The 21,939-nt window shown below is 51.3% G+C and carries 23 protein-coding genes; 10 read left to right on the forward strand and 13 right to left on the reverse strand.

Going from position 1 to position 21,939, the window contains the following annotated elements; all coding sequences use genetic code 11:
- Positions 1–13: 13 nt before the first annotated feature.
- Positions 14–1,378 carry an MFS transporter gene (locus tag DY231_RS18195; protein WP_115630533.1) on the forward strand — a complete coding sequence of 455 codons (1,365 nt, stop codon included), beginning with the start codon at positions 14–16 and terminating at the stop codon, positions 1,376–1,378.
- A 14-nt stretch (positions 1,379–1,392) separates the two neighbouring features.
- On the opposite strand, the gene DY231_RS18200 is transcribed toward DY231_RS18195, so the two are convergent.
- Complete coding sequence (locus DY231_RS18200; RefSeq protein ID WP_115630535.1) at positions 1,393–1,884, reverse strand: YajQ family cyclic di-GMP-binding protein; 492 nt, start codon at positions 1,882–1,884, stop codon at positions 1,393–1,395.
- A gap of 129 nt (positions 1,885–2,013) precedes the next feature.
- On the opposite strand from DY231_RS18200, the gene panE reads away from it, so the two are divergent.
- Both panE and yajL read left to right on the forward strand, forming a co-directional pair.
- Complete coding sequence (panE, locus tag DY231_RS18205; protein WP_115630537.1) at positions 2,014–2,928, forward strand: 2-dehydropantoate 2-reductase; 915 nt, start codon at positions 2,014–2,016, stop codon at positions 2,926–2,928.
- Positions 2,888–3,481, forward strand: coding sequence for a protein deglycase YajL (gene yajL / locus DY231_RS18210; protein ID WP_115630539.1), 594 nt, complete (start codon positions 2,888–2,890; stop codon positions 3,479–3,481). The genes panE and yajL overlap by 41 nt, the downstream gene beginning before the upstream one ends.
- Before the next feature lie 90 nt (positions 3,482–3,571).
- Here the strand turns inward: yajL and thiI are convergent, their stop codons facing one another.
- Positions 3,572–5,020, reverse strand: coding sequence for a tRNA uracil 4-sulfurtransferase ThiI (gene thiI / locus DY231_RS18215; RefSeq protein ID WP_115630541.1), 1,449 nt, complete (start codon positions 5,018–5,020; stop codon positions 3,572–3,574).
- Between the two features lie 203 nt (positions 5,021–5,223).
- Here thiI and xseB point away from each other — a divergent pair, with 203 nt between their 5' ends.
- The 4 genes from xseB (at position 5,224) to DY231_RS18235 (ending at position 9,329) form a co-directional block, all read left to right on the forward strand.
- Positions 5,224–5,466 carry an exodeoxyribonuclease VII small subunit gene (xseB, locus tag DY231_RS18220; protein ID WP_034493701.1) on the forward strand — a complete coding sequence of 81 codons (243 nt, stop codon included), beginning with the start codon at positions 5,224–5,226 and terminating at the stop codon, positions 5,464–5,466.
- Positions 5,467–6,366 (forward strand): (2E,6E)-farnesyl diphosphate synthase, encoded by a 900-nt coding sequence (gene ispA / locus DY231_RS18225; protein ID WP_115630543.1) that lies wholly within the window; start codon positions 5,467–5,469, stop codon positions 6,364–6,366. It abuts the gene before it with no gap.
- A 71-nt stretch (positions 6,367–6,437) separates the two neighbouring features.
- On the forward strand, positions 6,438–8,300 hold the full coding sequence (dxs, locus tag DY231_RS18230; RefSeq protein WP_115631888.1) for a 1-deoxy-D-xylulose-5-phosphate synthase: 1,863 nt from the start codon (positions 6,438–6,440) through the stop codon (positions 8,298–8,300).
- A 54-nt stretch (positions 8,301–8,354) separates the two neighbouring features.
- The gene (locus DY231_RS18235) at positions 8,355–9,329 is read left to right on the forward strand and encodes an aldo/keto reductase (RefSeq protein WP_034493699.1); all 975 of its coding nucleotides are present in this window, start codon (positions 8,355–8,357) and stop codon (positions 9,327–9,329) included.
- 45 nt (positions 9,330–9,374) lie between these two features.
- On the opposite strand, the gene pgpA is transcribed toward DY231_RS18235, so the two are convergent.
- The 6 genes from pgpA to nrdR all read right to left on the reverse strand — a co-directional run bounded on the left by pgpA (position 9,375) and on the right by nrdR (position 13,468).
- Positions 9,375–9,890, reverse strand: a complete 516-nt coding sequence (gene pgpA, locus DY231_RS18240; protein WP_115630545.1) for a phosphatidylglycerophosphatase A — start codon at positions 9,888–9,890, stop codon at positions 9,375–9,377.
- The gene (thiL, locus tag DY231_RS18245; protein WP_115630547.1) at positions 9,868–10,845 is read right to left on the reverse strand and encodes a thiamine-phosphate kinase; all 978 of its coding nucleotides are present in this window, start codon (positions 10,843–10,845) and stop codon (positions 9,868–9,870) included. The genes pgpA and thiL overlap by 23 nt, the downstream gene beginning before the upstream one ends.
- Before the next feature lie 62 nt (positions 10,846–10,907).
- Positions 10,908–11,327, reverse strand: a complete 420-nt coding sequence (gene nusB / locus DY231_RS18250) for a transcription antitermination factor NusB (RefSeq protein WP_034457944.1) — start codon at positions 11,325–11,327, stop codon at positions 10,908–10,910.
- Positions 11,328–11,347: 20 nt separating this feature from the next.
- Positions 11,348–11,818: a 6,7-dimethyl-8-ribityllumazine synthase gene (ribH, locus tag DY231_RS18255; protein WP_034493696.1), complete on the reverse strand. Its 471-nt coding sequence runs from the start codon at positions 11,816–11,818 to the stop codon at positions 11,348–11,350.
- Between the two features lie 79 nt (positions 11,819–11,897).
- Positions 11,898–13,013 carry a bifunctional diaminohydroxyphosphoribosylaminopyrimidine deaminase/5-amino-6-(5-phosphoribosylamino)uracil reductase RibD gene (gene ribD, locus DY231_RS18260; RefSeq protein WP_115631889.1) on the reverse strand — a complete coding sequence of 372 codons (1,116 nt, stop codon included), beginning with the start codon at positions 13,011–13,013 and terminating at the stop codon, positions 11,898–11,900.
- Positions 13,014–13,018: 5 nt separating this feature from the next.
- Positions 13,019–13,468, reverse strand: a complete 450-nt coding sequence (nrdR, locus tag DY231_RS18265) for a transcriptional regulator NrdR (protein WP_034493695.1) — start codon at positions 13,466–13,468, stop codon at positions 13,019–13,021.
- A 151-nt stretch (positions 13,469–13,619) separates the two neighbouring features.
- Here nrdR and DY231_RS18270 point away from each other — a divergent pair, with 151 nt between their 5' ends.
- Both DY231_RS18270 and DY231_RS18275 read left to right on the forward strand, forming a co-directional pair.
- The gene (locus DY231_RS18270) at positions 13,620–14,180 is read left to right on the forward strand and encodes a SadB/YajI family lipoprotein (protein ID WP_115630549.1); all 561 of its coding nucleotides are present in this window, start codon (positions 13,620–13,622) and stop codon (positions 14,178–14,180) included.
- Positions 14,181–14,560: 380 nt separating this feature from the next.
- Positions 14,561–15,454 (forward strand): nucleoside-specific channel-forming protein Tsx, encoded by an 894-nt coding sequence (locus DY231_RS18275; RefSeq protein WP_115630551.1) that lies wholly within the window; start codon positions 14,561–14,563, stop codon positions 15,452–15,454.
- A 122-nt stretch (positions 15,455–15,576) separates the two neighbouring features.
- Here the strand turns inward: DY231_RS18275 and secF are convergent, their stop codons facing one another.
- The 5 genes from secF to queA all read right to left on the reverse strand — a co-directional run bounded on the left by secF (position 15,577) and on the right by queA (position 21,067).
- On the reverse strand, positions 15,577–16,548 hold the full coding sequence (gene secF, locus DY231_RS18280) for a protein translocase subunit SecF (RefSeq protein ID WP_034493692.1): 972 nt from the start codon (positions 16,546–16,548) through the stop codon (positions 15,577–15,579).
- Positions 16,549–16,558: 10 nt separating this feature from the next.
- Positions 16,559–18,406, reverse strand: a complete 1,848-nt coding sequence (gene secD, locus DY231_RS18285; protein ID WP_072011135.1) for a protein translocase subunit SecD — start codon at positions 18,404–18,406, stop codon at positions 16,559–16,561.
- Positions 18,407–18,433: 27 nt separating this feature from the next.
- Positions 18,434–18,766, reverse strand: a complete 333-nt coding sequence (gene yajC, locus DY231_RS18290; protein WP_064556985.1) for a preprotein translocase subunit YajC — start codon at positions 18,764–18,766, stop codon at positions 18,434–18,436.
- A gap of 21 nt (positions 18,767–18,787) precedes the next feature.
- Positions 18,788–19,915, reverse strand: coding sequence for a tRNA guanosine(34) transglycosylase Tgt (gene tgt / locus DY231_RS18295; protein WP_115630553.1), 1,128 nt, complete (start codon positions 19,913–19,915; stop codon positions 18,788–18,790).
- 81 nt (positions 19,916–19,996) lie between these two features.
- Positions 19,997–21,067: a tRNA preQ1(34) S-adenosylmethionine ribosyltransferase-isomerase QueA gene (gene queA / locus DY231_RS18300; protein ID WP_034493688.1), complete on the reverse strand. Its 1,071-nt coding sequence runs from the start codon at positions 21,065–21,067 to the stop codon at positions 19,997–19,999.
- Positions 21,068–21,170: 103 nt separating this feature from the next.
- On the opposite strand from queA, the gene acpH reads away from it, so the two are divergent.
- Entirely contained in the window at positions 21,171–21,752 is a 582-nt protein-coding gene (gene acpH, locus DY231_RS18305; RefSeq protein ID WP_115630555.1) for an ACP phosphodiesterase, read from the forward strand.
- Positions 21,753–21,939 lie beyond the last annotated feature (187 nt).

Raw genomic sequence — 21,939 nt, forward strand, 5'->3', positions numbered from 1 at the left:
ATCAGAGGTGGTAATGAACGATTATAAAATGACGCCCGTCGAGTTACGTGCGACGTGGGGTTTAGGCACGGTATTTTCACTACGCATGCTCGGCATGTTTATGGTGCTCCCGGTTCTTACCACTTATGGCATGGCACTCCAGGGCGCGAGCGAAGCGCTGATTGGTATCGCCATCGGTATTTATGGCCTCGCACAGGCTATCTTCCAGATTCCTTTTGGTCTGCTTTCCGACCGCATTGGGCGCAAGCCGCTGATTATCGGCGGACTCTTAATTTTCGTGTTGGGCAGTGTTATTGCCGCACTATCTGATTCCATCTGGGGCGTGATCCTCGGCCGCGCATTACAGGGTTCAGGCGCGATTGCCGCTGCGGTTATGGCACTGCTTTCTGACTTGACCCGCGAACAGAATCGCACCAAAGCCATGGCGTTTATCGGCGTCAGCTTTGGCGTCACTTTTGCCATTGCCATGGTGCTCGGCCCGATAATCACTCATAGCCTGGGTTTAAATGCGCTGTTCTGGATGATTGCGATTCTGGCGACCTGCGGCATTTTAATCACCCTTTGGGTGGTGCCGAATTCTAAAAGCCACGTGCTAAACCGTGAGTCCGGCATGGTGAAAGGCTGCTTTAGCAAAGTGCTGGCGGAGCCGAAATTACTCAAGCTGAACTTCGGTATCATGTGCCTGCACATCATGTTGATGTCGACGTTTGTCGCCCTACCCGGTCAACTCGAACAAGCCGGTTTCCCGGCCTCCGAGCACTGGAAAATCTATCTGTGCACGATGCTCATTGCTTTCGCATCGGTCGTACCCTTTATCATTTATGCGGAAGTCAAACGCCGCATGAAACGCGTGTTTGTTGGCTGCGTTGCGCTACTGCTGATTGCTGAAATTGTGCTGTGGGGTTCCGGCCCGCATTTCTGGGAACTGGTGTTAGGCGTACAGTTGTTCTTCCTCGCCTTTAACCTGATGGAAGCCATCTTACCGTCACTTATCAGCAAAGAATCGCCAGCCGGTTATAAAGGCACAGCGATGGGAATATACTCCACCAGCCAGTTCCTGGGTGTGGCGATTGGCGGTTCATTTGGCGGCTGGATTGACGGATTATTTGATTCGCAAACCGTTTTCCTCGCAGGCGCATTGCTGGCAATGATTTGGTTACTGGTAAGCAGCACGATGACTGAGCCGCCGTATGTCGCAAGCTTGCGTATTGAATTACCAGAAGATGTGGCCGATGACGAAACGCTGAAGCAACGAATACTTGCGCAAAATGGCGTGAGCGATGTGAATATTATTACGCAGGAACGCAGTGCTTACGTGAAGATAGACAGCAAACTGACGAATCGGTTTGAGATTGAGCAGTTGGTGAAAGGGGCGTAAACGCCCCTCAAATATCAGTCGCGGAAGTTTTTAAACTGGAACGGCTGCCCCAAATCACCGCCACGAACCAGCGCCATTGCGGCCTGTAAATCGTCGCGAGATTTGCCGGTGACACGCAGTTCTTCGCCCTGAATCTGCACCTGAACCTTGGTTTTGCTGTCTTTAATCAGCTTCACAATTTTCTTGGCAATCGTAGCTTCAATGCCCTGCTTGAGCTTCGCTTCAACGCTCCAGGTTTTACCGCTGTGCACGAACTCTTCCGGCACATCAATGGAAGCTCCTTCGATACCGCGCTTAAGCAGCTTGGCACGAAGAATATCCAACAGCTGGTTGACCTGGAAGTCAGACTCACTGGCCACTTTAATGGACTGATTTTTCTCATTCAGTTCAAATGTCGCCGGTACATTACGGAAGTCAAAACGAGTAGCAACCTCACGCTCCGCGTTTTCAATCGCGTTACGCACTTCCTGGATATCAATTTCAGACACAATGTCAAAAGATGGCATGCTTTCTTCTCCCTCTCTTTTTGTTGCGTTGCATAATACCTGCTGGGCCACGCAAAACAACCCGTTAAAGCAGTAGAGAGCTCTGTATAATATAGATTAAGCCAAACATCTGCGGCTTTGGGAGGCAAAATGAAAATCACCGTGCTAGGTTGCGGTGCGCTCGGCCAACTTTGGCTGGCATCGCTTTATAAGCAAGGACATGAAGTTCAAGGATGGTTGCGTGTGCCGCAGCCTTTTTGCCATGTCAATGTACTCGAAACTGACGGTTGCGTGTTTAACCAAACGCTGACGGCCAACGATCCTGATTTTCTTGCCAGCAGCGAATTACTGCTGGTCACACTTAAAGCCTGGCAGGTTTCCACTGCGGTGAAAACGCTCGCAGCGCGGCTTCCCGTCACCTGCCCTATTCTGCTTTTGCACAATGGCATGGGTACGCTTGAGGAACTCGCCACACTCTCTCAACCGTTATTGACTGGAGTCACTACGCACGCGGCACGTCATGATGGCAATATGATTATTCACGTTGCTAACGGAATCACGCATATGGGTCCCGGCAATGCAACAGGCAACGATTTTAGTTTTCTGGCCGATATGCTGCACCACGCTTTACCGGAAATAGCCTGGCACAACAATATTATGGCGGCTAACTGGAAGAAGTTGGCGGTGAACTGCGTGATTAACCCGCTCACCGCGCTCTACAATTGCCCGAATGGGGAATTACGTCACTACCCTGATGAAGTGAGCCAAATTTGCCACGAAGTCGCGATGGTGATGGAACGCGAAGGCCACCATACATCAGCCGAAGCGCTGCTTTTTTATGTCGAAGAAGTTATCGAAAGCACCGCTGCAAACATCTCTTCGATGCTTCAGGATGTTCGGGTGCAACGTCACACCGAGATTGATTACATTACCGGTTATTTACTGCAACGCGCGCGCGCCCATGGCCTTTCAGTGCCGGTGAACAGCCGCTTGTATGAACTGATTAAGCGTAAGGAGAATGAGTATGAGCGCACGAGCACTGGTTTGTCTGGCTCCTGGAACTGAAGAAACAGAAGCCGTTACCACCATCGATCTTCTGGTGCGAGGCGGAATCAGCGTGACGACCGCCAGCGTCGCCAGTGATGGAGACCTCACGATTGTCTGTTCACGAGGAGTAAAGCTGCTGGCAGATGCTCCGCTGGTTGAAGTGGCAGACGGTGAGTTTGATGTCATTGTCTTACCCGGCGGTTTGAAAGGTGCCGAGTGTTTCCGTGACAGTCCGCTGTTAGTGGAAACCGTGCGCCAGTTCCATCTTTCCGGGCGTATCGTGGCTGCGATTTGTGCCGCCGCGGGTACGGTTTTGGTTCCGCATGAATTATTCCCAATAGCGAATATGACGGGTTATCCGGGTCTGAAAGAGACAATTCCTGAAGCACAGTGGCAGGATAAACGTATCGTCTGGGACCCACGCGTCAATCTGCTGACCAGCCAGGGGCCGGGTACGGCAATAGATTTCGCGCTGAAGATTATTGATTTGCTGGTGAGCCGGGAGAAAGCCCATGAGGTTTCACAGCAACTGGTGATGGCGGCGGGAATTTACAGTTACAGAGATTACTAAAACCACCCTCACCCTGGCCCTCTCCCTGAGGGAGAGGGAATTGCACGTCTCCTTCTCCTGGGGGAGAAGACCGGGATGAGGGCGTAGAATTTAAGCGCGATAAACCTTCACGTTCTCAAAACCTTGCTCACGCAGATACAGCGCCTGCAAACGGCTCATCACGCCACGGTCGCACCACAGCAAATATATTTTGCTCTGATCCAAATCGCCAAAAGCAGTGCTGAGTTTGTAGAACGGCAGCGACGCCACTTCCACACCTTCTGGCTTAAATGGCTTATCGTCTTGTTCGTCAATAGAACGGATATCCAGCAGCACGTCATTCGGGCCAAATTCGCCAACGGTTTCAACTTCCGTTACCACTTCTTTGGACTGATTGGCAATTTCACGGATATCGATGTTAGTCGCTTCTTCAACAACACGATCGAGAATCGAGAAATCGAAGTTGGCTTCTTCCGCTTCAATCTTCGCCTTCACTGCTTTTACGGTCGGGCTTTTCGAGATAACACCGCAGTATTCCGGCATGGTACGAGCGAAATCAGCGGTGCCAATTTCACGCGCCAAATCGATAATATGCTCTTTATCGTGAGAAATAAGCGGGCGCAGAATCAGGGTATCGGAAACGTTGTCAATTAAACGCAGGTTGGTCAGCGTCTGGCTGGAAACCTGGCCCAGCGCTTCGCCAGTAACCAGTGCCTGCACGCCATAGCGCTCTGCAACACGGGAAGCCGCACGCACGAACATACGTTTAAGCACCACGCCCATCTGGCCGTCTTCAACTTTCTCGAGGATTTCACCCACCACAGGCTCAAAGTTGATTGCCACGAAACGCACACGGTGAGAGCTACCGAAACGGTTCCACAGGTAATGCGCGACTTGTTTAACGCCGATTTCGTGCGCCGCACCACCGAGGTTAAAGAAGCAGTAATGCACGCGACAACCGCGACGCATCAGCATGTAGCTGGAAACACCGGAGTCGAAACCACCAGAAATCAGCGATAACACATCTTCTTGCGTACCAATCGGGAAGCCGCCGATACCTTCATAACGGCCTTTAACCAGCAGCAGGCGATCGTTTTCAATTTCCAGATTAACGGTCACATCAGGCTTAGTCAGTTTTACACGCGCTGATTCAATGTGCTGATTCAGGCCGCCGCCGACGTAACGTTCAACTTCAATCGAACTAAACTCATGCTTGCCACGACGTTTTACGCGCACGCAGAAGGTTTTGCCTTCCAGTTGCTCGCGATAAAGCTCCAGCGCCTGTTCGAAGATATTATGCAAATCGGTAAACGGCACATCTTCAACTTCAAGAATGTGGTGGATACCAGGGATGCGGGTCAGCGCTTCACGAATGGCGATGCGCTGATTTTCATCTTTAGCGCGAACTTCAATGTTGTCCCAATGGCGAACAACCGCCAGGTCTTCATCGTAGTGCTTTAAAACGTTGCGAATGTTCCCGGTGAGCATCTTAATAAAGCGTATGCGCACAGATTGACTCTTGATGGTGATTTCCGGGAACAATTTAATGATAAACTTCATGGCGGCTTAGATTCGTTGATGAGCCAGGCATGACTAATCATGCGGGCTGGAAGACTTAAAGAACTGCAACGGCGAGTTGCCGCTGCATCCGAGGCGCGCAAGTATATCACTAACCTCTGCTAACCAACATGCTCATGGTTACTTGCTTGTCAGTTTCCGCTACCATTGCAGAGTCGCAAAATTATTAGAGTCAGACATTCACTATGCCGAAAAAAACCGAAGTCCCGGCCAGTTTTGAAACTGCGCTTGTGGAGCTTGAGCAGATTGTTACTCGTCTGGAGAGCGGAGATTTAGCGCTCGAAGAGGCGTTAAATGAATTTGAACGTGGTGTGCAACTTGCGCGTCAGGGTCAGGTGAAACTGCAACAGGCAGAACAACGCGTGCAAATCCTGCTAAACGATAGCGAAGACGCCCCGCTCAAGCCTTTTACCCCGGATAACGAGTAAATGGATTTTAACCATCAGTTGCAGGCCCACGCCGAGCGGGCCAACGATGCGCTGCTGCGTTTTCTGGCACCGCTACCGTTTCAGAACACTCCTCTGGTTGAGGCAATGCACTATGGCGCATTATTTGGTGGGAAGAGACTCCGCCCTTTTCTGGTCTATGCGACCGGAGAAATGTTTGGCGTAGCGCAAGAAACACTGGATGCGCCTGCTGCGGCAGTTGAGTGCATCCATGCATATTCTTTAATTCATGACGATTTACCCGCCATGGATGATGACGATCTGCGTCGTGGGCAGCCCACCTGTCACATTAAATTCGGTGAAGCCAGCGCGATATTAGCCGGAGACGCTCTGCAAACGCTGGCGTTTTCTATACTCAGTGATGCCCCTATGCCTGGCGTCGCGATTGCTGATCGATTAGTGATGGTAAAAGAGTTGGCTGTAGCTAGCGGTGTGGCGGGAATGTGTGGCGGCCAGGCGTTGGATCTTGAAGCCGAAGGCAAGCATGTCGATTTACAAAGCCTCGAGCGTATTCATCGTCATAAAACCGGCGCGTTAATTCGTGCCGCTGTTCGCCTGGGCGCGTTGAGTGCCGGTGAAGCTGGCCGCAACGCACTGCCATTGCTCGACCGTTATGCAGAAAGCATCGGCCTGGCATTCCAGGTTCAGGACGATATTCTCGACGTTATCGGTGATACCGCAACATTGGGTAAGCGCCAGGGCGCCGACCAGCAACTGGGTAAAAGCACTTATCCGGCCTTGCTGGGGCTAGAAAATGCCAAAACTAAAGCGTGGGATCTTTACCAGGATTCTCTGAGGGCGCTGGAAGGCTTGGCTCGCCAGTCGTTAGACACTACCGCACTGGAAGCGTTAGCGAGCTATATCATCCAACGTGATAAATAATTATTAACTTACCCTTTGGCATTCAGGCAGAAGCTTGAAGGATGAAGGGTAAAAACCACGATGAGTTTCTAATGAGTTTTGATATTGCCAAATACCCGACCCTCGCACTGGTGGAATCAGCCCCTGAGCTACGCCTGTTGCCAAAAGAAAGCTTGCCGAAACTTTGTGACGAGCTGCGTCGTTACCTGCTCGATAGCGTAAGCCGCTCCAGCGGGCACTTTGCCTCTGGCCTTGGCACGGTAGAACTGACCGTGGCGCTTCACTATGTGTATAACACACCGTTCGACCAGCTAATCTGGGATGTCGGTCATCAGGCATATCCGCACAAAATCATTACTGGACGTCGTGACAAAATTGGCACCATCCGCCAGAAAGGCGGCCTGCATCCGTTCCCATGGCGTGCCGAAAGTGAGTATGACGTTCTGAGCGTGGGTCACTCGTCCACCTCCATCAGCGCCGGAATCGGTATCGCTGTTGCCGCTCAGAAAGAAGGCAAAGACCGCCGCACCGTGTGTGTGATTGGCGATGGCGCGATTACGGCAGGCATGGCTTTTGAAGCGATGAACCACGCAGGGGATATTCGCCCGAACATGCTGGTGATCCTCAACGACAACGAAATGTCGATTTCCGAGAATGTCGGGGCGTTGAACAACCACCTCGCACAACTGCTTTCAGGCAAACTCTATTCATCGCTGCGCGAAGGCGGCAAGAAAGTCTTCTCTGGCGTACCGCCGATTAAAGAACTGCTCAAACGCACCGAAGAACACCTGAAAGGCATGGTGGTGCCGGGTACGTTGTTTGAAGAGCTAGGCTTTAACTATATTGGCCCGGTTGACGGGCACGATGTGGTGGGGCTGGTGAACACGCTCAAAAACATGCGCGACCTGAACGGCCCGCAATTTCTGCACATCATGACCAAAAAAGGTCGTGGTTACGCGCCAGCGGAAAAAGACCCTATCAGCTTCCATGCGGTGCCTAAGTTTGACCCGCAAAGCGGCACGCTGCCAAAAGCGTCGGGTGGCCTGCCGAGCTATTCAAAAATCTTCGGTAACTGGCTGTGCGAAACCGCCGCCCATGACGACAAGCTCATGGCTGTGACGCCAGCAATGCGCGAAGGCTCGGGCATGGTTGAGTTTTCACGCCAGTACCCGTCGCAATATTTTGATGTCGCCATCGCCGAACAGCACGCCGTGACATTCGCCGCCGGTCTGGCAATTGGCGGTTACAAGCCGGTTGTCGCCATTTACTCGACCTTCCTGCAACGTGCTTACGATCAGGTGATTCACGACGTCGCTATCCAGAAACTGCCGGTGTTGTTTGCCATCGACCGCGCCGGGATTGTCGGTGCTGACGGGCAAACCCACCAGGGCGCGTTTGATATCTCCTTCCTGCGCTGCATTCCGGAAATGGTCATCATGACGCCAAGTGATGAAAACGAATGCCGCCTGATGTTACATACGGGTTATCACTACAACGACGGCCCATCCGCCGTGCGTTATCCGCGTGGAACCGGGACGGGTGCTGAGTTGCAGCCGCTGGAATCACTGCCAATCGGCAAAGGCGTGAAGAAACGCGCGGGTGAAAAAGTCGCACTGCTGAACTTCGGCACTCTGTTGCCAGAAGCCGAGGCCGTAGCACAGTCACTTAACGCAACGCTGGTCGATATGCGGTTTGCGAAGCCGCTCGATGAAGCGCTGATTCTTGAACTAGCTGGCTGCCACGAATCGTTAGTGACCATTGAAGAGAATGCCATTATCGGTGGTGCTGGCAGTGGCGTGAATGAAGTGCTGATGGCTAATCGTAAAGTGGTTCCGGTTCTCAATATCGGTCTGCCGGATTACTTTATTCCGCAAGGCACGCAGGAAGAAGCGCGCGCCGCCATCGGTCTTGATGCAATTGGTATGGAAACCAAGATCCGCGACTGGCTCAAATAATCCCCTGCTCCACTCCTGCTATGCTTAATGAACCTGAATAGCCGGAGTGGAACCATGCAATACAACACGTTAGGAAAAACAGACCTCAAGGTTTCCCGCCTTTGCCTGGGTTGCATGACCTTTGGTGAGCCAGACCGTGGCAATCACGCCTGGACGCTTCCCGAAGAGAGCAGCCGCCTCATCATCAAGCACGCCATTGATAACGGCATTAATTTCTTTGATACCGCCAATAGTTATTCCGACGGTAGCAGCGAAGAGATTGTCGGGCGCGCCCTTAAAGATTTCATGCGTCGTGAAGATGCCGTTCTCGCCACCAAAGTGTACTTCCCGGTCGGTGATTTAGCGGAAGGCCTTTCGCGTCCGCAAATTATGCGTTCGATAGACGACAGCCTACGCCGCCTCGGCACCGATTATGTGGATCTGCTGCAAATCCACCGCTGGGATTACAACACGCCCATTGAAGAGACGCTTGAAGCGCTCAATGATGTCGTAAAAGCAGGCAAGGCGCGTTATATCGGCGCTTCATCAATGCACAGTTCACAACTCGCGCAGGCGCTGGCCTTGCAGGATCAACATGGATGGGCGCGTTTCGCCACCATGCAGGATCACTACAATCTGATCTATCGTGAAGAAGAGCTGGATATGCTACCCCTGTGCTACGAACAAGGGATCGCGGTGATCCCCTGGAGCCCACTGGCTCGCGGCAAATTGACTCGCCCGTGGGGCGATACCACGGCGCGTTCAGTGTCAGATGAGGTTGGTAAAAATCTCTATGACGCCAGTAAAGATAACGATGCAATGATTGCCGAACGCCTGGCGAATGTCGCCGATGATAAAGGCGTGTCGCGTGCGCAGGTTGCGCTGGCTTGGCTGCTGAGTAAACGAGGTATTGCGGCACCGATTATTGGGGTTTCTCGCGAACATCAGCTGGATGATTTGCTTGGGGCGGTGGATCTAACGCTGAAGCCAGAAGAGATTGCCGAGCTGGAAACGGTTTATCAACCGCATGAAAGGGTTGGATTTAAATAAGTTTCTCTCACGCTAACCCTCTCCCCAGGAGAGGGTTGTTCTAAATCAGAACAGACCAATCGGCCAATGGTGCCCAATCAGGTAAATAATCCCCGCAGCAACCACACCTGCGACAATATCATCCACCATAATCCCCATACCGCCGTGAACGTTGCGATCGAACCAACGAATAGGCCATGGCTTCCAGATATCAAGAATGCGAAACGCTATAAATCCTGCGGCCACCCAGCGCCAGTCGTTAACAGGCAGCGCCATCAGGGTAATCCACATGCCAATAAACTCATCCCACACGATACTGCCATGGTCATGAACGCCCATGTCGCGTGCAGTCTGATGGCAAAGATAAACACCGATACAAATACCGAGCATGATGACCATGGAATAGACCTGCCACGGCAGGAAAGTCATCAAATACCAGAACGGGATCGCCGCAAGCGACCCCACGGTGCCAGGCATAATCGGGCTTAACCCACTGCCAAAACCGGTAGCAAGTAAATGCCACGGATTGCTGAGCTTGAGACGGCTTTTAGCCACATCTTTAGAGCGGAGCAAAGTGATCATATCCTTTTAAGTCCAGCGTTACCGGTTTGCCATTTTGCAAAAACTGTAGCCCTTCAGACTCAGGCCCAACCTGACCGATACAGGTAAATGGAATACCCAGATTGCCTATCGCAACATCCAGTGCGCCACGGTTCATTTCCGGGACCGTAAAGCATAACTCGTAATCTTCGCCACCCGAAAGCGCCCACTGCAACGCACGTTCTGCGCTGACGTTTTCTTTTAAGGCGGTCGAATATGGCAGAGCGTCGAGATCGATACGCGCCCCGCACTCGCTGGCTTTAAGGATATGACCTAAATCGGAAATTAGCCCGTCAGACAGGTCAATGGCGCTGCTCGCTAAATCACGTAATGCCTGACCATGCAGGATTCGCGGCGTCGGTCGCAAATGGCGCTTTTTCAGGTAAGCAGAGTGTGTAGCATCTTTAACCGCTAAACGGTCCTGCAAAATAGCCAGACCTGCGGCGCTATCGCCAGGTGTACCCGTCACGTAAATCCAGTCGCCAGGACGCGCACCGCTGCGTTTTAAAGCACGACCCGCTGGCACGAGGCCATGAATGCCTAGTGTCATCGCGAGTGGGCCACGCGTGGTATCGCCGCCAATCAGCTGCATATCGTAGTAATCGAGTTGTTCAAAAAGGCTGTCGCTGAAGGCTTCAAGCCAGCTTTCATCGACTTCAGGAAGGGTAATAGCCAGCGTCAGCCAGGCCGGATCGGCGCCCATAGCAGCCAAATCGCTTAAATTAACCGCCAGCGCTTTGTAGCCTAAATCACGAGGGTCAATATCCGGCAGGAAGTGGATGCCTGAGACTAGCGTATCGGTGCTGATCGCGAGGACTTGCTTCTCGGCTATCGTCAGCAATGCACAATCATCGCCGATTCCGGTTTCCACATCGCGACGGGAACTGCTTACGCGATCAAAATAACGGGCAATCAGAGAAAACTCACCGCATGCCATGCGTAATGCCTCTGAGTTTAATAAAGGAATGAAAAACAGGCCGGGATTAACCGGCCTGGAGATTATTTCTTGCGGGGACGAATTTGCGGAGCAGCTTTATCAAGTACACCATTCACGAACTTGTGGCTGTCTTCGGCACCGAAGGTTTTCGCAAGATCGATGGCTTCGTTAATCGCCACTTTGTATGGCACGTCATCACGCTTAGCCAGTTCAAACAGTGCGATACGCAGAACCGCTTTTTCTACCTGACCCAACTCTTCGAGCTGACGGGACAGATAAGGCTTCATTAGCCCATCCAGATACGCGCTGTTAGTAGCCACCCCGACCAACAGTTCGCGGAAGTAGTTAACGTCAACGTCTTTGACGTCCTGTTCCGCCAGGAACTGGTATTCGACATCAGCGATGTCATTTCGAGATAACTGCCAGGAGTAAAGCGCCTGAACGGCACACTCACGGGCACGGCGACGAGCAGCAGGTTTCACAGATTTCCCCTTACAAAAAATCAGGCCTTGATGGCTTTCAATACATTAATCATTTCAAGCGCGGTCAGTGCAGCTTCTGCACCTTTGTTACCGGCTTTTGTGCCAGCGCGTTCGATGGCTTGTTCAATACTTTCAGTGGTCAGCACGCCAAAGGCGACTGGAATACCCGTTTCCTGAGCAACATGCGCCAGGCCGTTGCTGGCACCACCAGCAACATATTCAAAGTGAGCTGTGCCGCCACGGATAACCGTACCCAGCGCAATCACTGCGTCATAACGCTTGGTTTTCGCCAGTGCGTCTGCCGCCAGTGGCAACTCATAAGCACCCGGAACCCAGACCACAGTGATATTTTCATCTTTAACCTGGCCAATACGTTTCAGGGCGTCAATCGCACCGTCAAGCAGGCTGTCATTGATGAAGTTATTAAAACGCGCGATGGTGATGGCGACGCGAGCGTCTGGAGTAGCAACGGCTGCTTCAATGATGTTCATATTCTTCCTTTCCGGTTCTGTTTAGCCCCGTTAGGGGGGCGGATTTTATCATAATCTTTTCGCGGCTGCTTACGTTTTACTAACGCGCGTATCGCGGTGTCAAATGCAGGCACAAATCTGGGCCGACCTGACGAACTTCGCTAAAGCTAAATTCGGGCGCATCAGCGAGTTTTTCAAGCCCCGGCAGGTTACACAGGCCAAGCGCATCATTGCCTAATAACTTTGGCGCAACGTAGACAATCAGTTCATCAACCAGACCTGCCTGCAGCAGCGCGCCGCCGAGGGTGGCGCCCGCCTCTACCCAAATAGAGTTTATCTGGCGCTTGCCCAGCAGCATCATCATCACCACCAGATCCAGGTGGCCGTTATGCTCCGGCACGATAAACTGCTCAACCCCTTCGGGCCACGTTTGCTGGTCTGCATTGCAACGGGCAAGCCAGGTCTCCCCCGCTTGCGTGATAATTTTATGTTGCGGCGACACTCGATTTTCACGGTCCAGAATAATGCGTGTCGGCTGACGCAGGTTTTCCTCGTGATATACCGCCTGTGTGGCGCTATCTAATTCATTCCAGCGTACGGTTAATGAAGGGTTATCCGCCAGAACCGTGGCACTGCTGCTAAGAATCGCGGCACTTTGCGCACGTAGACGCTGCACATCGCGGCGTGATTCAGGCGAGGTGATCCACTGACTTTCGCCGCTCGCCATGGCGGTACGTCCATCCAGCGATGCACCAAGTTTAAGTTGAATATAAGGGAAGCCAGTACGCATACGCTTCAGGAAACCGCGGTTAATGGCCTCGGCTTCGTTCATCATCAAGCCGTGGCTGACATCAATGCCAGCCTGTTGCAGACGGTATAAACCACGCCCGGCGACTTGCGGATTCGGATCCTGCATCGCGGCAACCACCCGCTTCACTCCGGCAGCAATTAAAGCGTCGCAGCAAGGTGGTGTGCGCCCATGATGGCTGCAAGGTTCCAGCGTGACATACGCCGTGGCACCTTGTGCTTTGTCGCCCGCCATACGCAACGCGTGAACTTCTGCATGAGGTTCGCCCGCACGAAAATGGAAACCTTCGCCAACGATTTCACCATCTTTGGCAATCACGCAGCCAACATTCGGGTTCGGCATGGTAGTGAAACGTCCGCGCTTTGCCAGTTGCAAAGCACGCGCCATAAATTTTTCATCAAGCGACATCAGCATTAATCCTGTAAGCGGGCGATTTCTTCGCCAAATTCACGGATATCTTCAAAGCTGCGATAAACCGAAGCAAAGCGGATATAGGCCACTTTATCGAGTTTTTTGAGCTGCTCCATCACCAGATTACCGATCATTTTGCTCGGCACTTCACGCTCGCCGGTGCCACGTAACTGGGATTTGATATGGTTTATCGCCATTTCTACGTCATCGGAACTGACAGGGCGCTTTTCCAGCGCTTTTAAAAAACCGCTGCGCAGTTTGTCTTCATTAAACGGCTCGCGAACATCATTACTTTTCACTACGCGTGGCATAACAAGCTCTGCCACTTCAAACGTCGTGAAACGTTCATTACAAACCAGGCACTGACGGCGACGACGCACGGAAGACCCTTCGCCGACAAGCCGGGAATCAATCACTTTGGTGTCTACTGCGAAACAGAATGGGCAATGCATGGCGCGTCCTGAATGATTTTTCAAATGGAGAATAGTTTACCGCGAAGTAGCGGTAGTACAAAGGCAACGCCACGTAATGCTAAGAAATATGACTTTTCATTCCTGGCAGGCTACGCTTAAATCAGGACGAAACTTTAAGGAAAAATTAGCGATGACAAAGAGTTACCTAAGAATTCTCCTGGTTAGCAGCCTGGTAAGCCTCAGCGCCTGCGCCCAACAAACTGAAGTTCGCCAGATGAAGAGCGAAGTGGGTTCGTTAAATAAAGAAATGACCCAACTCACCGACCAGACCGTCAAGCTGACGCAACAAAATTCGCTCAATGCCAAATCAACAACTGGCGTTTATTTGCTACCCGGCTCCAAAACGCCCGCTCGCCTGAACAGCCAGTTGGGTAATTTGCAAATGTCTCTGAGCAGCATCACCCCTGAGGCCAACGGCAGCCGGGTGATGCTCATTATTAAGGGCGAGTCGAATGATCCGCTGCCTGCTTTCACTGGCAAAGTAGAATGGGGGCAGATTCAGGGCACAACCGATAACTACCAGGAAGTGAACGTCCAGTCGCAACAATTCAGCGCGCCTGCCAGCGTCTTAGCGCCGAGCGATGTCAGCATTCCATTGCAACTTTCAGGGCTTTCACCCGATCAACCCGGTTTCGTGCGTATTCATGACATTCAGCCTGTAGACCCTTCACAGGCATTGCCCGCGCAATAATCTCCGCAACCCTCACGCCGGTGGGGGTAAGCCTCAGTAACATCTGCGTTTTTTGTTACATCTTGCCAGAGAAAGTGTGACAAACGACCTGCCTTACCGCCAATAAATCCAGTGATCTGAGTCACATATATTTGTAACTTTGCCCCATTCATTTGCTTAAATTTACGAAGCAGGTAGAATCCCGCCCGTTTTTAATGTGCGCAAACGTGAACGCAATCGATTACGCATGTGGCGATAATGTGAAATGAAACATATTTTTGTGAGCAGGGATTTCTATAATAGGCGCGTCAATAAGAAACCAGCTGAATGGTTGATGACCTTGGTGATCACTCACCTCCTGCCCTCACGGGATTCATGTAAAAACAGTGGCATAAAATATTATGAAAAAAATTATTTTGGCGGCTAGTACCGTCCTGGCGCTTTCAAGTTCTTTCACGGCTCAGGCCGACGATGCAAAAAATACTGAATACCTCTCTGATTGGTGGCACCAAAGTGTCAACGTGGTAGGCAGCTACCACACTCGTTTCGGACCAAAAATCACTAACGACGTCTACCTGGAATATGAAGCGTTTGCCAAAAAAGATTGGTTAGATTTTTATGGCTACATCGATATTCCAAAAACCTTCGAGTGGGGCAACGGCAACGATAAGGGTATCTGGGATGACGGTTCTCGTATGTTTATGGAGATCGAACCCCGCTTCTCTATCGACAAGCTGACCGGCACCAGCCTGGCATTTGGTCCATTTAAAGAATGGTACATCGCCAACAACTATATCTACGATATGGGTGCTCACGGCGACGATGCCAGCAAACAAAACACCTGGTACATGGGTCTGGGTACTGACATCGACACCGGTCTGCCGATGAGCCTGTCTCTGAACGTGTATGCAAAATACCAGTGGCAGAACTATGGCGCGTCCAACGAAAACGAGTGGGATGGCTACCGTTTCAAAGTGAAATACTTTGTGCCGATTACTTCCCTGTGGGGCGGTAATCTGAGCTACATCGGCTTCACCAACTTCGACTGGGGTTCTGATCTGGGCGATGACAACTTCATCGATAATAAGGGCAAACACGCCCGTACCAGCAACTCCATCGCTTCAAGCCATATCCTTGCGCTGAACTACGATCACTGGCATTACTCTGTGGTTGCTCGTTACTGGCACAACGGTGGTCAGTGGGCAGATAACGCCAGCCTGAACTTCGGTGATGGTGATTTCAACGTGCGTTCTACCGGTTGGGGTGGTTACTTCGTGGTTGGTTACAACTTCTAAATAGCTCGCCAAGTCAATTAAGCCAGTCAATCGACTGGCTTTTTTATGTCTGCAATTTACGCTGGCGAAAAAAAACCGCAGCACCAGGGCTGCGGTTTTACTATCAGTGAACGACCTAATGATTAAGGCAGAATCGACGGCTGATCCGCGCCTTCTTTCTCTACTTTCTGCTGCAGCATGTGCTCACGCTTCATGCCCAGTTTCAGCGCCAGTGCAGACGCGACATAGATAGAAGAAACCGTACCGATAGAAACACCGATGAGCATCGTCAGGGAGAAGCCTTTCAGCATTGCTCCACCGAAGAGATACAGCATCAGAATCACGACTAAAGTAGTACCAGAAGTAATCAACGTACGATGCAGCGTTTGCGTCAAAGAAACGTTGAAGATTTCATACGGCGTACCACGACGAATCTTACGGAAGTTCTCACGAATACGGTCCGATACCACGATACTGTCGTTCAGTGAGTAACCGATAACTGACATCAACGATGCGACGATTGTCAGGTCAATCTCAATGTGGAATAGCGACAGCACGCCCAGAGTAATCACCACGTCGTGCATCAACGCAATTACCACACCCGCAGCCAGACGCCACTCAAAGCGGAAGCCAACATAAACCAGAATCGAGATAAGCGCGGCTAACAACGCCAGTGCACCATTCTGAGCCAGATCCGCACCCACACTTGGGCCGACAAATTCGATACGTTTTACGCCAGCATTCTGGTTAGTCGCTTCGTTAATAACCTGAACAACCTTGCTGCCCAGCACTTGCCCACCGGTTTCCCCTTGGGCAGGTGGCATGCGCACCATGATGTCACGGCTGCTACCGAAGTTCTGAACCAGCGGCTCCGCAAAGCCCGCTTTCTGCAGTGCTTCGCGCATCTGGTCTAAATCTGCTGGTTTTTCCAGCGAGATTTCGATAACCGTACCGCCAGTGAAATCCAGACCCCAGTTAAAACCTTTCACACCGATAATGGCGATAGAAAGGATTAACAGGAACCCGGAGATACCGAAAGCCCAGAAATCCCAGCGCATAAAGTCATGGACTCTACGGCCGTAGTTTAATTGTTCAACAGTATATTCCTGTGCCACAACGCACTCCTCAGATAGACAGCTTGTTGATGCGTTTGCCGCCGTACAACAGGTTTACGATGGCACGGGTACCGACGATGGCGGTAAACATGGACGTCGCCACACCAATACCGGTTGTGATTGCAAAGCCTTTAATTGCCCCGGTGCCTACGGCATACAGGATGATGACCTTGATAAGCGTCGTAATGTTGGCATCGAAGATAGAGCTGAACGCACCCTGGTAGCCTTCGTGGATAGCCTGCTGTACCGAACGTCCGTTACTAAGTTCTTCCTTAATACGTTCGTTTATCAGTACGTTGGCATCCACCGCCACCGCAAGGGTTAACACGATACCCGCAATACCTGGCATAGTGAGCGTCGCCCCTGGTAACAGGGACATAATCCCAACAATCATCACCAGGTTAACCAACAGTGCTGAGGTCGCAATCAGGCCAAACTTCTTATAGAAGAACAGCATAAAGATGATTGAAACAGCCAGACCAGCCAGACACGCTTCCAGACCTTGCTTGATGTTTTCCATACCCAAAGTTGGGCCGATGGTACGCTCTTCAACAATCTGAATAGGCGCAATCAACGCACCAGCACGCAGCAGCAGAGAAAGCTGACGCGCTTCGTTCGGGTTGCTGATGCCGGTGATACGGAAGCTGTTACCCAGACGTGACTGAATGTTCGCCACGTTAATAACTTCTTCTTGTTTCGCCAGAATCGCACGACCGGTTGCATCTTTCTTACCGCTGTCTTTGTACTCCACAAACAGAGTCGCCATCGGCTTACCGATGTTGTCTTTGGTGAAGTTAGACATGATGTTACCGCCCGCGCTATCAAGTGAAATGTTCACCTGAGCCTGGTTGTATTCATCAGTGCTGGAAGTCGAGTCAGTGATGTGGTCACCGGTCAGAATCACACGCTTGTAAAGTACAACCGGCTGACCTTCACGGGTATCTTTCACTTCGGAATCGCCCGGCACACGGCCAGAAGCCGCAGCGGAAGCATCTACGTTTGTGTTAACCAGACGGAATTCAAGCGTTGCAGTCGCACCAAGAATTTCTTTCGCACGCGCTGTGTCCTGAATACCTGGCAGTTCAACGACGATGCGGTCCGCACCCTGACGCTGTACCAGAGGTTCAGCCACACCCAGTTGGTTTACACGGTTACGCAGAATATTAATGTTCTGCTGAACGGCATATTCACGCGCTTCGCTCAGGCGAGCATCTGTCATTACAGCACGCATTGCGTTGCTGCCCTGAGCAGAAATCACCAGATCACGATGGCGTGGAGTTAAATAAGAGATAGCGTCATCGCGCGTTTTGCTGTCACGGAAGACAACATTCACACCATAGTTATCGGCTTTACGCACGTTGGTGTAAGCGATGCTCTTGTCGCGCAAATCGGTGCGCAAGTTATCAATGGTCTGCTCCTGGAGTTTACTCAGGGCGGTATCCATATCAACTTCCATCAGGAAGTGCACGCCACCACGCAAATCAAGACCGAGTTTCATCGGTTCTGCGGAAATGGCAGATAACCAGCGAGGAGTAGCTGGAGCAAGGTTAAGAGCGACAACGTATTTATCGCCAAGGACGCCCATGAGCGCTTCACGAGCACGCAGTTGCGTGTCAGTGGTATCAAAGCGTGCAAGGATCGCACCTTCTTCCAGCGCCACAGACTTAGCGGTTATTTTTTCTGCGTTTAAGGTGTTCTGGACCTGGATCAGCGTTTGCTCACTGGCGGCGACGCCGCGCGCGCCAGTGATCTGAACTGCCGGATCCTCACCATATAGGTTGGGAAGTGCGTATAGCAGACCGACGGCAAAGACGACGATCAGCATGATGTACTTCCACAAAGGATAGCGGTTTAGCACGGTAGTTCCCTTAGGGAAAAACGAATATTACAGCGCCTTCATAGTGCCTTTCGGCAGAACGGCAGCTACGAAATCACGCTTGATAACGACTTCAGTCGTGTCGTTCAGCGCGATAGAGATATAGCCAGTTTCAGCTACTTTCACTACGCGACCAACCAGACCACCGGTAGTCAGCACTTCATCCCCTTTAGAGATGGAGTCCATCAGTTTTTTATGCTCTTTGGTACGCTTTTGCTGTGGGCGCAGGATCATGAAATAGAAGATCAGACCAAATACCACCAGCATAAGAATCAAAGAATACGGGCTACCCTGCGACGGAGCACCTGTTGCAGCAACCGCATCAGAAATGATAAAGCTCATTAAAAATCCCTCATTATTAAATTAATCAACATTCAAAGGTGGAACTGGTTTACCGGTTCGCTCGTAAAAATCACTCACGAAGTGCTCTAATTTACCCTCTTCAATGGCCTTGCGTAAACCAGCCATTAAACGCTGGTAATAGCGCAAGTTATGAATAGTGTTGAGCCGCGCGCCGAGTATTTCGTTGCAACGGTCAAGATGATGCAAGTAGGCACGTGAATAATTGCGACACGTATAGCAATCACACTCAGAATCCAGCGACGAAGTATCATCTTTATACTTCGCATTACGGATTTTCACCACGCCGTCGGTGACGAATAGATGGCCATTACGTGCATTACGGGTTGGCATCACGCAGTCGAACATATCAATACCGCGACGAACACCTTCAACCAGGTCTTCCGGTTTCCCTACGCCCATCAGGTAACGAGGCTTGTCAGCAGGGATTTGCGGGCAAACATGCTCAAGGATTCGATGCATGTCTTCCTTCGGCTCACCTACCGCCAGGCCGCCGACAGCGTAGCCATCAAAGCCAATCTCTACCAGACCTTTTACGGAGATATCTCGTAAATCTTCGTAAACGCTACCCTGAATAATGCCAAACAGCGCATTTTTATTCTCAAGAGAATCAAAGCGATCGCGACTACGCTGTGCCCAACGCAGAGACATTTCCATTGAACGCTTAGCGTAATCCCAGTCTGCTGGATACGGCGTACATTCATCAAAGATCATGACGATATCGGAACCGAGATCGTATTGAATTTCCATAGATTTTTCAGGATCGAGGAAAATCGCATCGCCGTTGATTGGGTTGCGGAAATGCACGCCAGCTTCGGTGATCTTACGGATATCGCCCAGGCTAAACACCTGGAAACCGCCGGAGTCAGTCAGGATTGGGCCTTTCCACTGCATGAAATCATGTAAGTCACCGTGCAACTTCATGATTTCCTGGCCAGGACGCAGCCACAGGTGGAAAGTGTTGCCCAGAATAATATGCGCACCCGTGGCTTCAACTTCTTCCGGCGTCATCCCTTTTACGGTGCCGTAAGTGCCAACTGGCATAAAAGCTGGCGTTTCTACTACGCCACGGTCAAACACCAGACGGCCACGGCGGGCGCGTCCATCGGTGGTATCTAATTCAAATTTCACATTTTCTCCTGCATCAGATAAACAGTCTGATGATTAAGCCAAAACGCCGTTGGCGTTAGCCAGCGGCGTAGAATTCAATGATTAAGCGCCTGGGCGCTCATTTATCGCCTGCGGATTGTACGTGATGAACATCGCATCCCCGTAACTAAAAAAGCGATATTCGGAACTTACGGCTTCTTTATAGGCGTTCATGGTGTTTTTATAACCAGCAAACGCGGAAACCAGCATGATCAGCGTCGATTCCGGCAGGTGGAAATTGGTCACCAGCGCATCAATCACTTTGTATTGATAACCTGGGTAGATGAAGATTTGAGTATCACCAAAGAAAGGTTCGATCAGGTCATTTTTTGCTGCCTGAGCCGCACTTTCCAGCGAACGAACCGATGTGGTACCAACCGCGATAACGCGATTACCACGTGCTTTACAGGCCAATACAGCATCAACGACATCTTGAGGCACTTCCGCATATTCAGAATGCATGATGTGGTCTTCAATGCTGTCAACGCGCACTGGCTGGAATGTCCCGGCTCCTACGTGCAGCGTGACAAACGCTTGCTCAATGCCTTTATTACGCAGCGCTTCCAGCAGCGGTTCATCAAAATGCAGACCAGCGGTCGGTGCGGCTACAGCCCCTGGTTTCTGGCTGTACACGGTTTGATAAAGTTCGCGGTCAGACTCTTCATCCGGGCGATCGATATACGGCGGCAGTGGCATATGGCCGATGCTGTTTAAGATATCCAGCACGCTGCGCTCATCTTCAAACTGCACTTCAAACAGCGCATCGTGGCGCGCAACCATGGTGGCGTGTACGCTTTCATCATCGCCCAGCAGCAATTCAGCGCCCGGTTTCGGTGCTTTAGAGGCGCGGATATGCGCGAGAATGCGCTTGTCATCCAGCATACGCTCGACCAGCACCTCAATCTTACCACCGCTCGCTTTACGGCCAAAAAGGCGTGCCGGGATGACGCGGGTATTGTTAAAGACCAGCAGATCTCCAGGGTTGAGCTTGTCGAGCAAATCGGTGAAAGTGCCATGCGTTAAATTACCCGTCGGCCCTTCCAGCGACAGCAAACGACACCCACTCCGCTGTGCTTGTGGATAATGGGCAATCAAGGATTCAGGTAATTCAAAGGAAAAATCGGCAACACGCATGGTTTAGAACTCAAGACTTAAAAAGTGGCGCTACAGTCTAGTGCCAGGGGGCTTTCCCTGCAAGGAATAAGCCTCCCTTACGCCATTTACGGATAAGGTAACTATGAATTTTCTCGCCCATTTACATCTCGCAAGCCTTGCTGACAGTTCCCTTCTCGGAAATCTGCTGGCTGATTTTGTGCGTGGAAACCCGGATGAAAGTTTCCCGGGCGACGTAGTAGCGGGAATTCGCATGCACCGCCGGGTTGATGTGCTAACCGATAACTTACCGGAAGTGGCGATTGCGCGGCAATGGTTCCGCCCGGAAACCCGACGCGTCGCGCCAATAACGCTTGATGTGATGTGGGATCATTTTGTGTCACGACACTGGCAAACCCTGAACCCCACGATCCCTCTGCCGGAATTTGTCGCTTATGCACGAACCAGGATCGAACCCTTCCTGTCAGATACCCCACCCCGTTTTATCAATCTTAATCAGTATTTGTGGGACGAGCGCTGGCTCGAGCGTTACAGCGACATGGCCTTTATTGCGAATGTTCTCAATGGGATGGCGTCGCGTAGACCAAAACTCGATGCTTTGCGAGCCTCCTGGCAGGATCTCGATACCCATTATAACGAGCTAGAGGAGCTGTTCTGGCAGTTTTACCCGCGCATGATGGAACTGGCCGAACGAAAGAGTTTGTAGCCTGTCGCAGCACCACGATTAAATACTTGCCCTTTTACTAAAAAGGGCTATTTTGGATCGCCGCTGTGTGAATATTCATTTTTTGATAGGTAAATCCTATCTGATTAATTGGCGCAGTATGCTTGAGTTAGAGGGATTGCCGCCCCTATACTCCCCCCGTTGCGTTAACACTCACTTTAACAAAATT

This window comes from Buttiauxella agrestis (assembly GCF_900446255.1).
GTDB classification, from domain to species: Bacteria; Pseudomonadota; Gammaproteobacteria; order Enterobacterales; family Enterobacteriaceae; genus Buttiauxella; species Buttiauxella agrestis.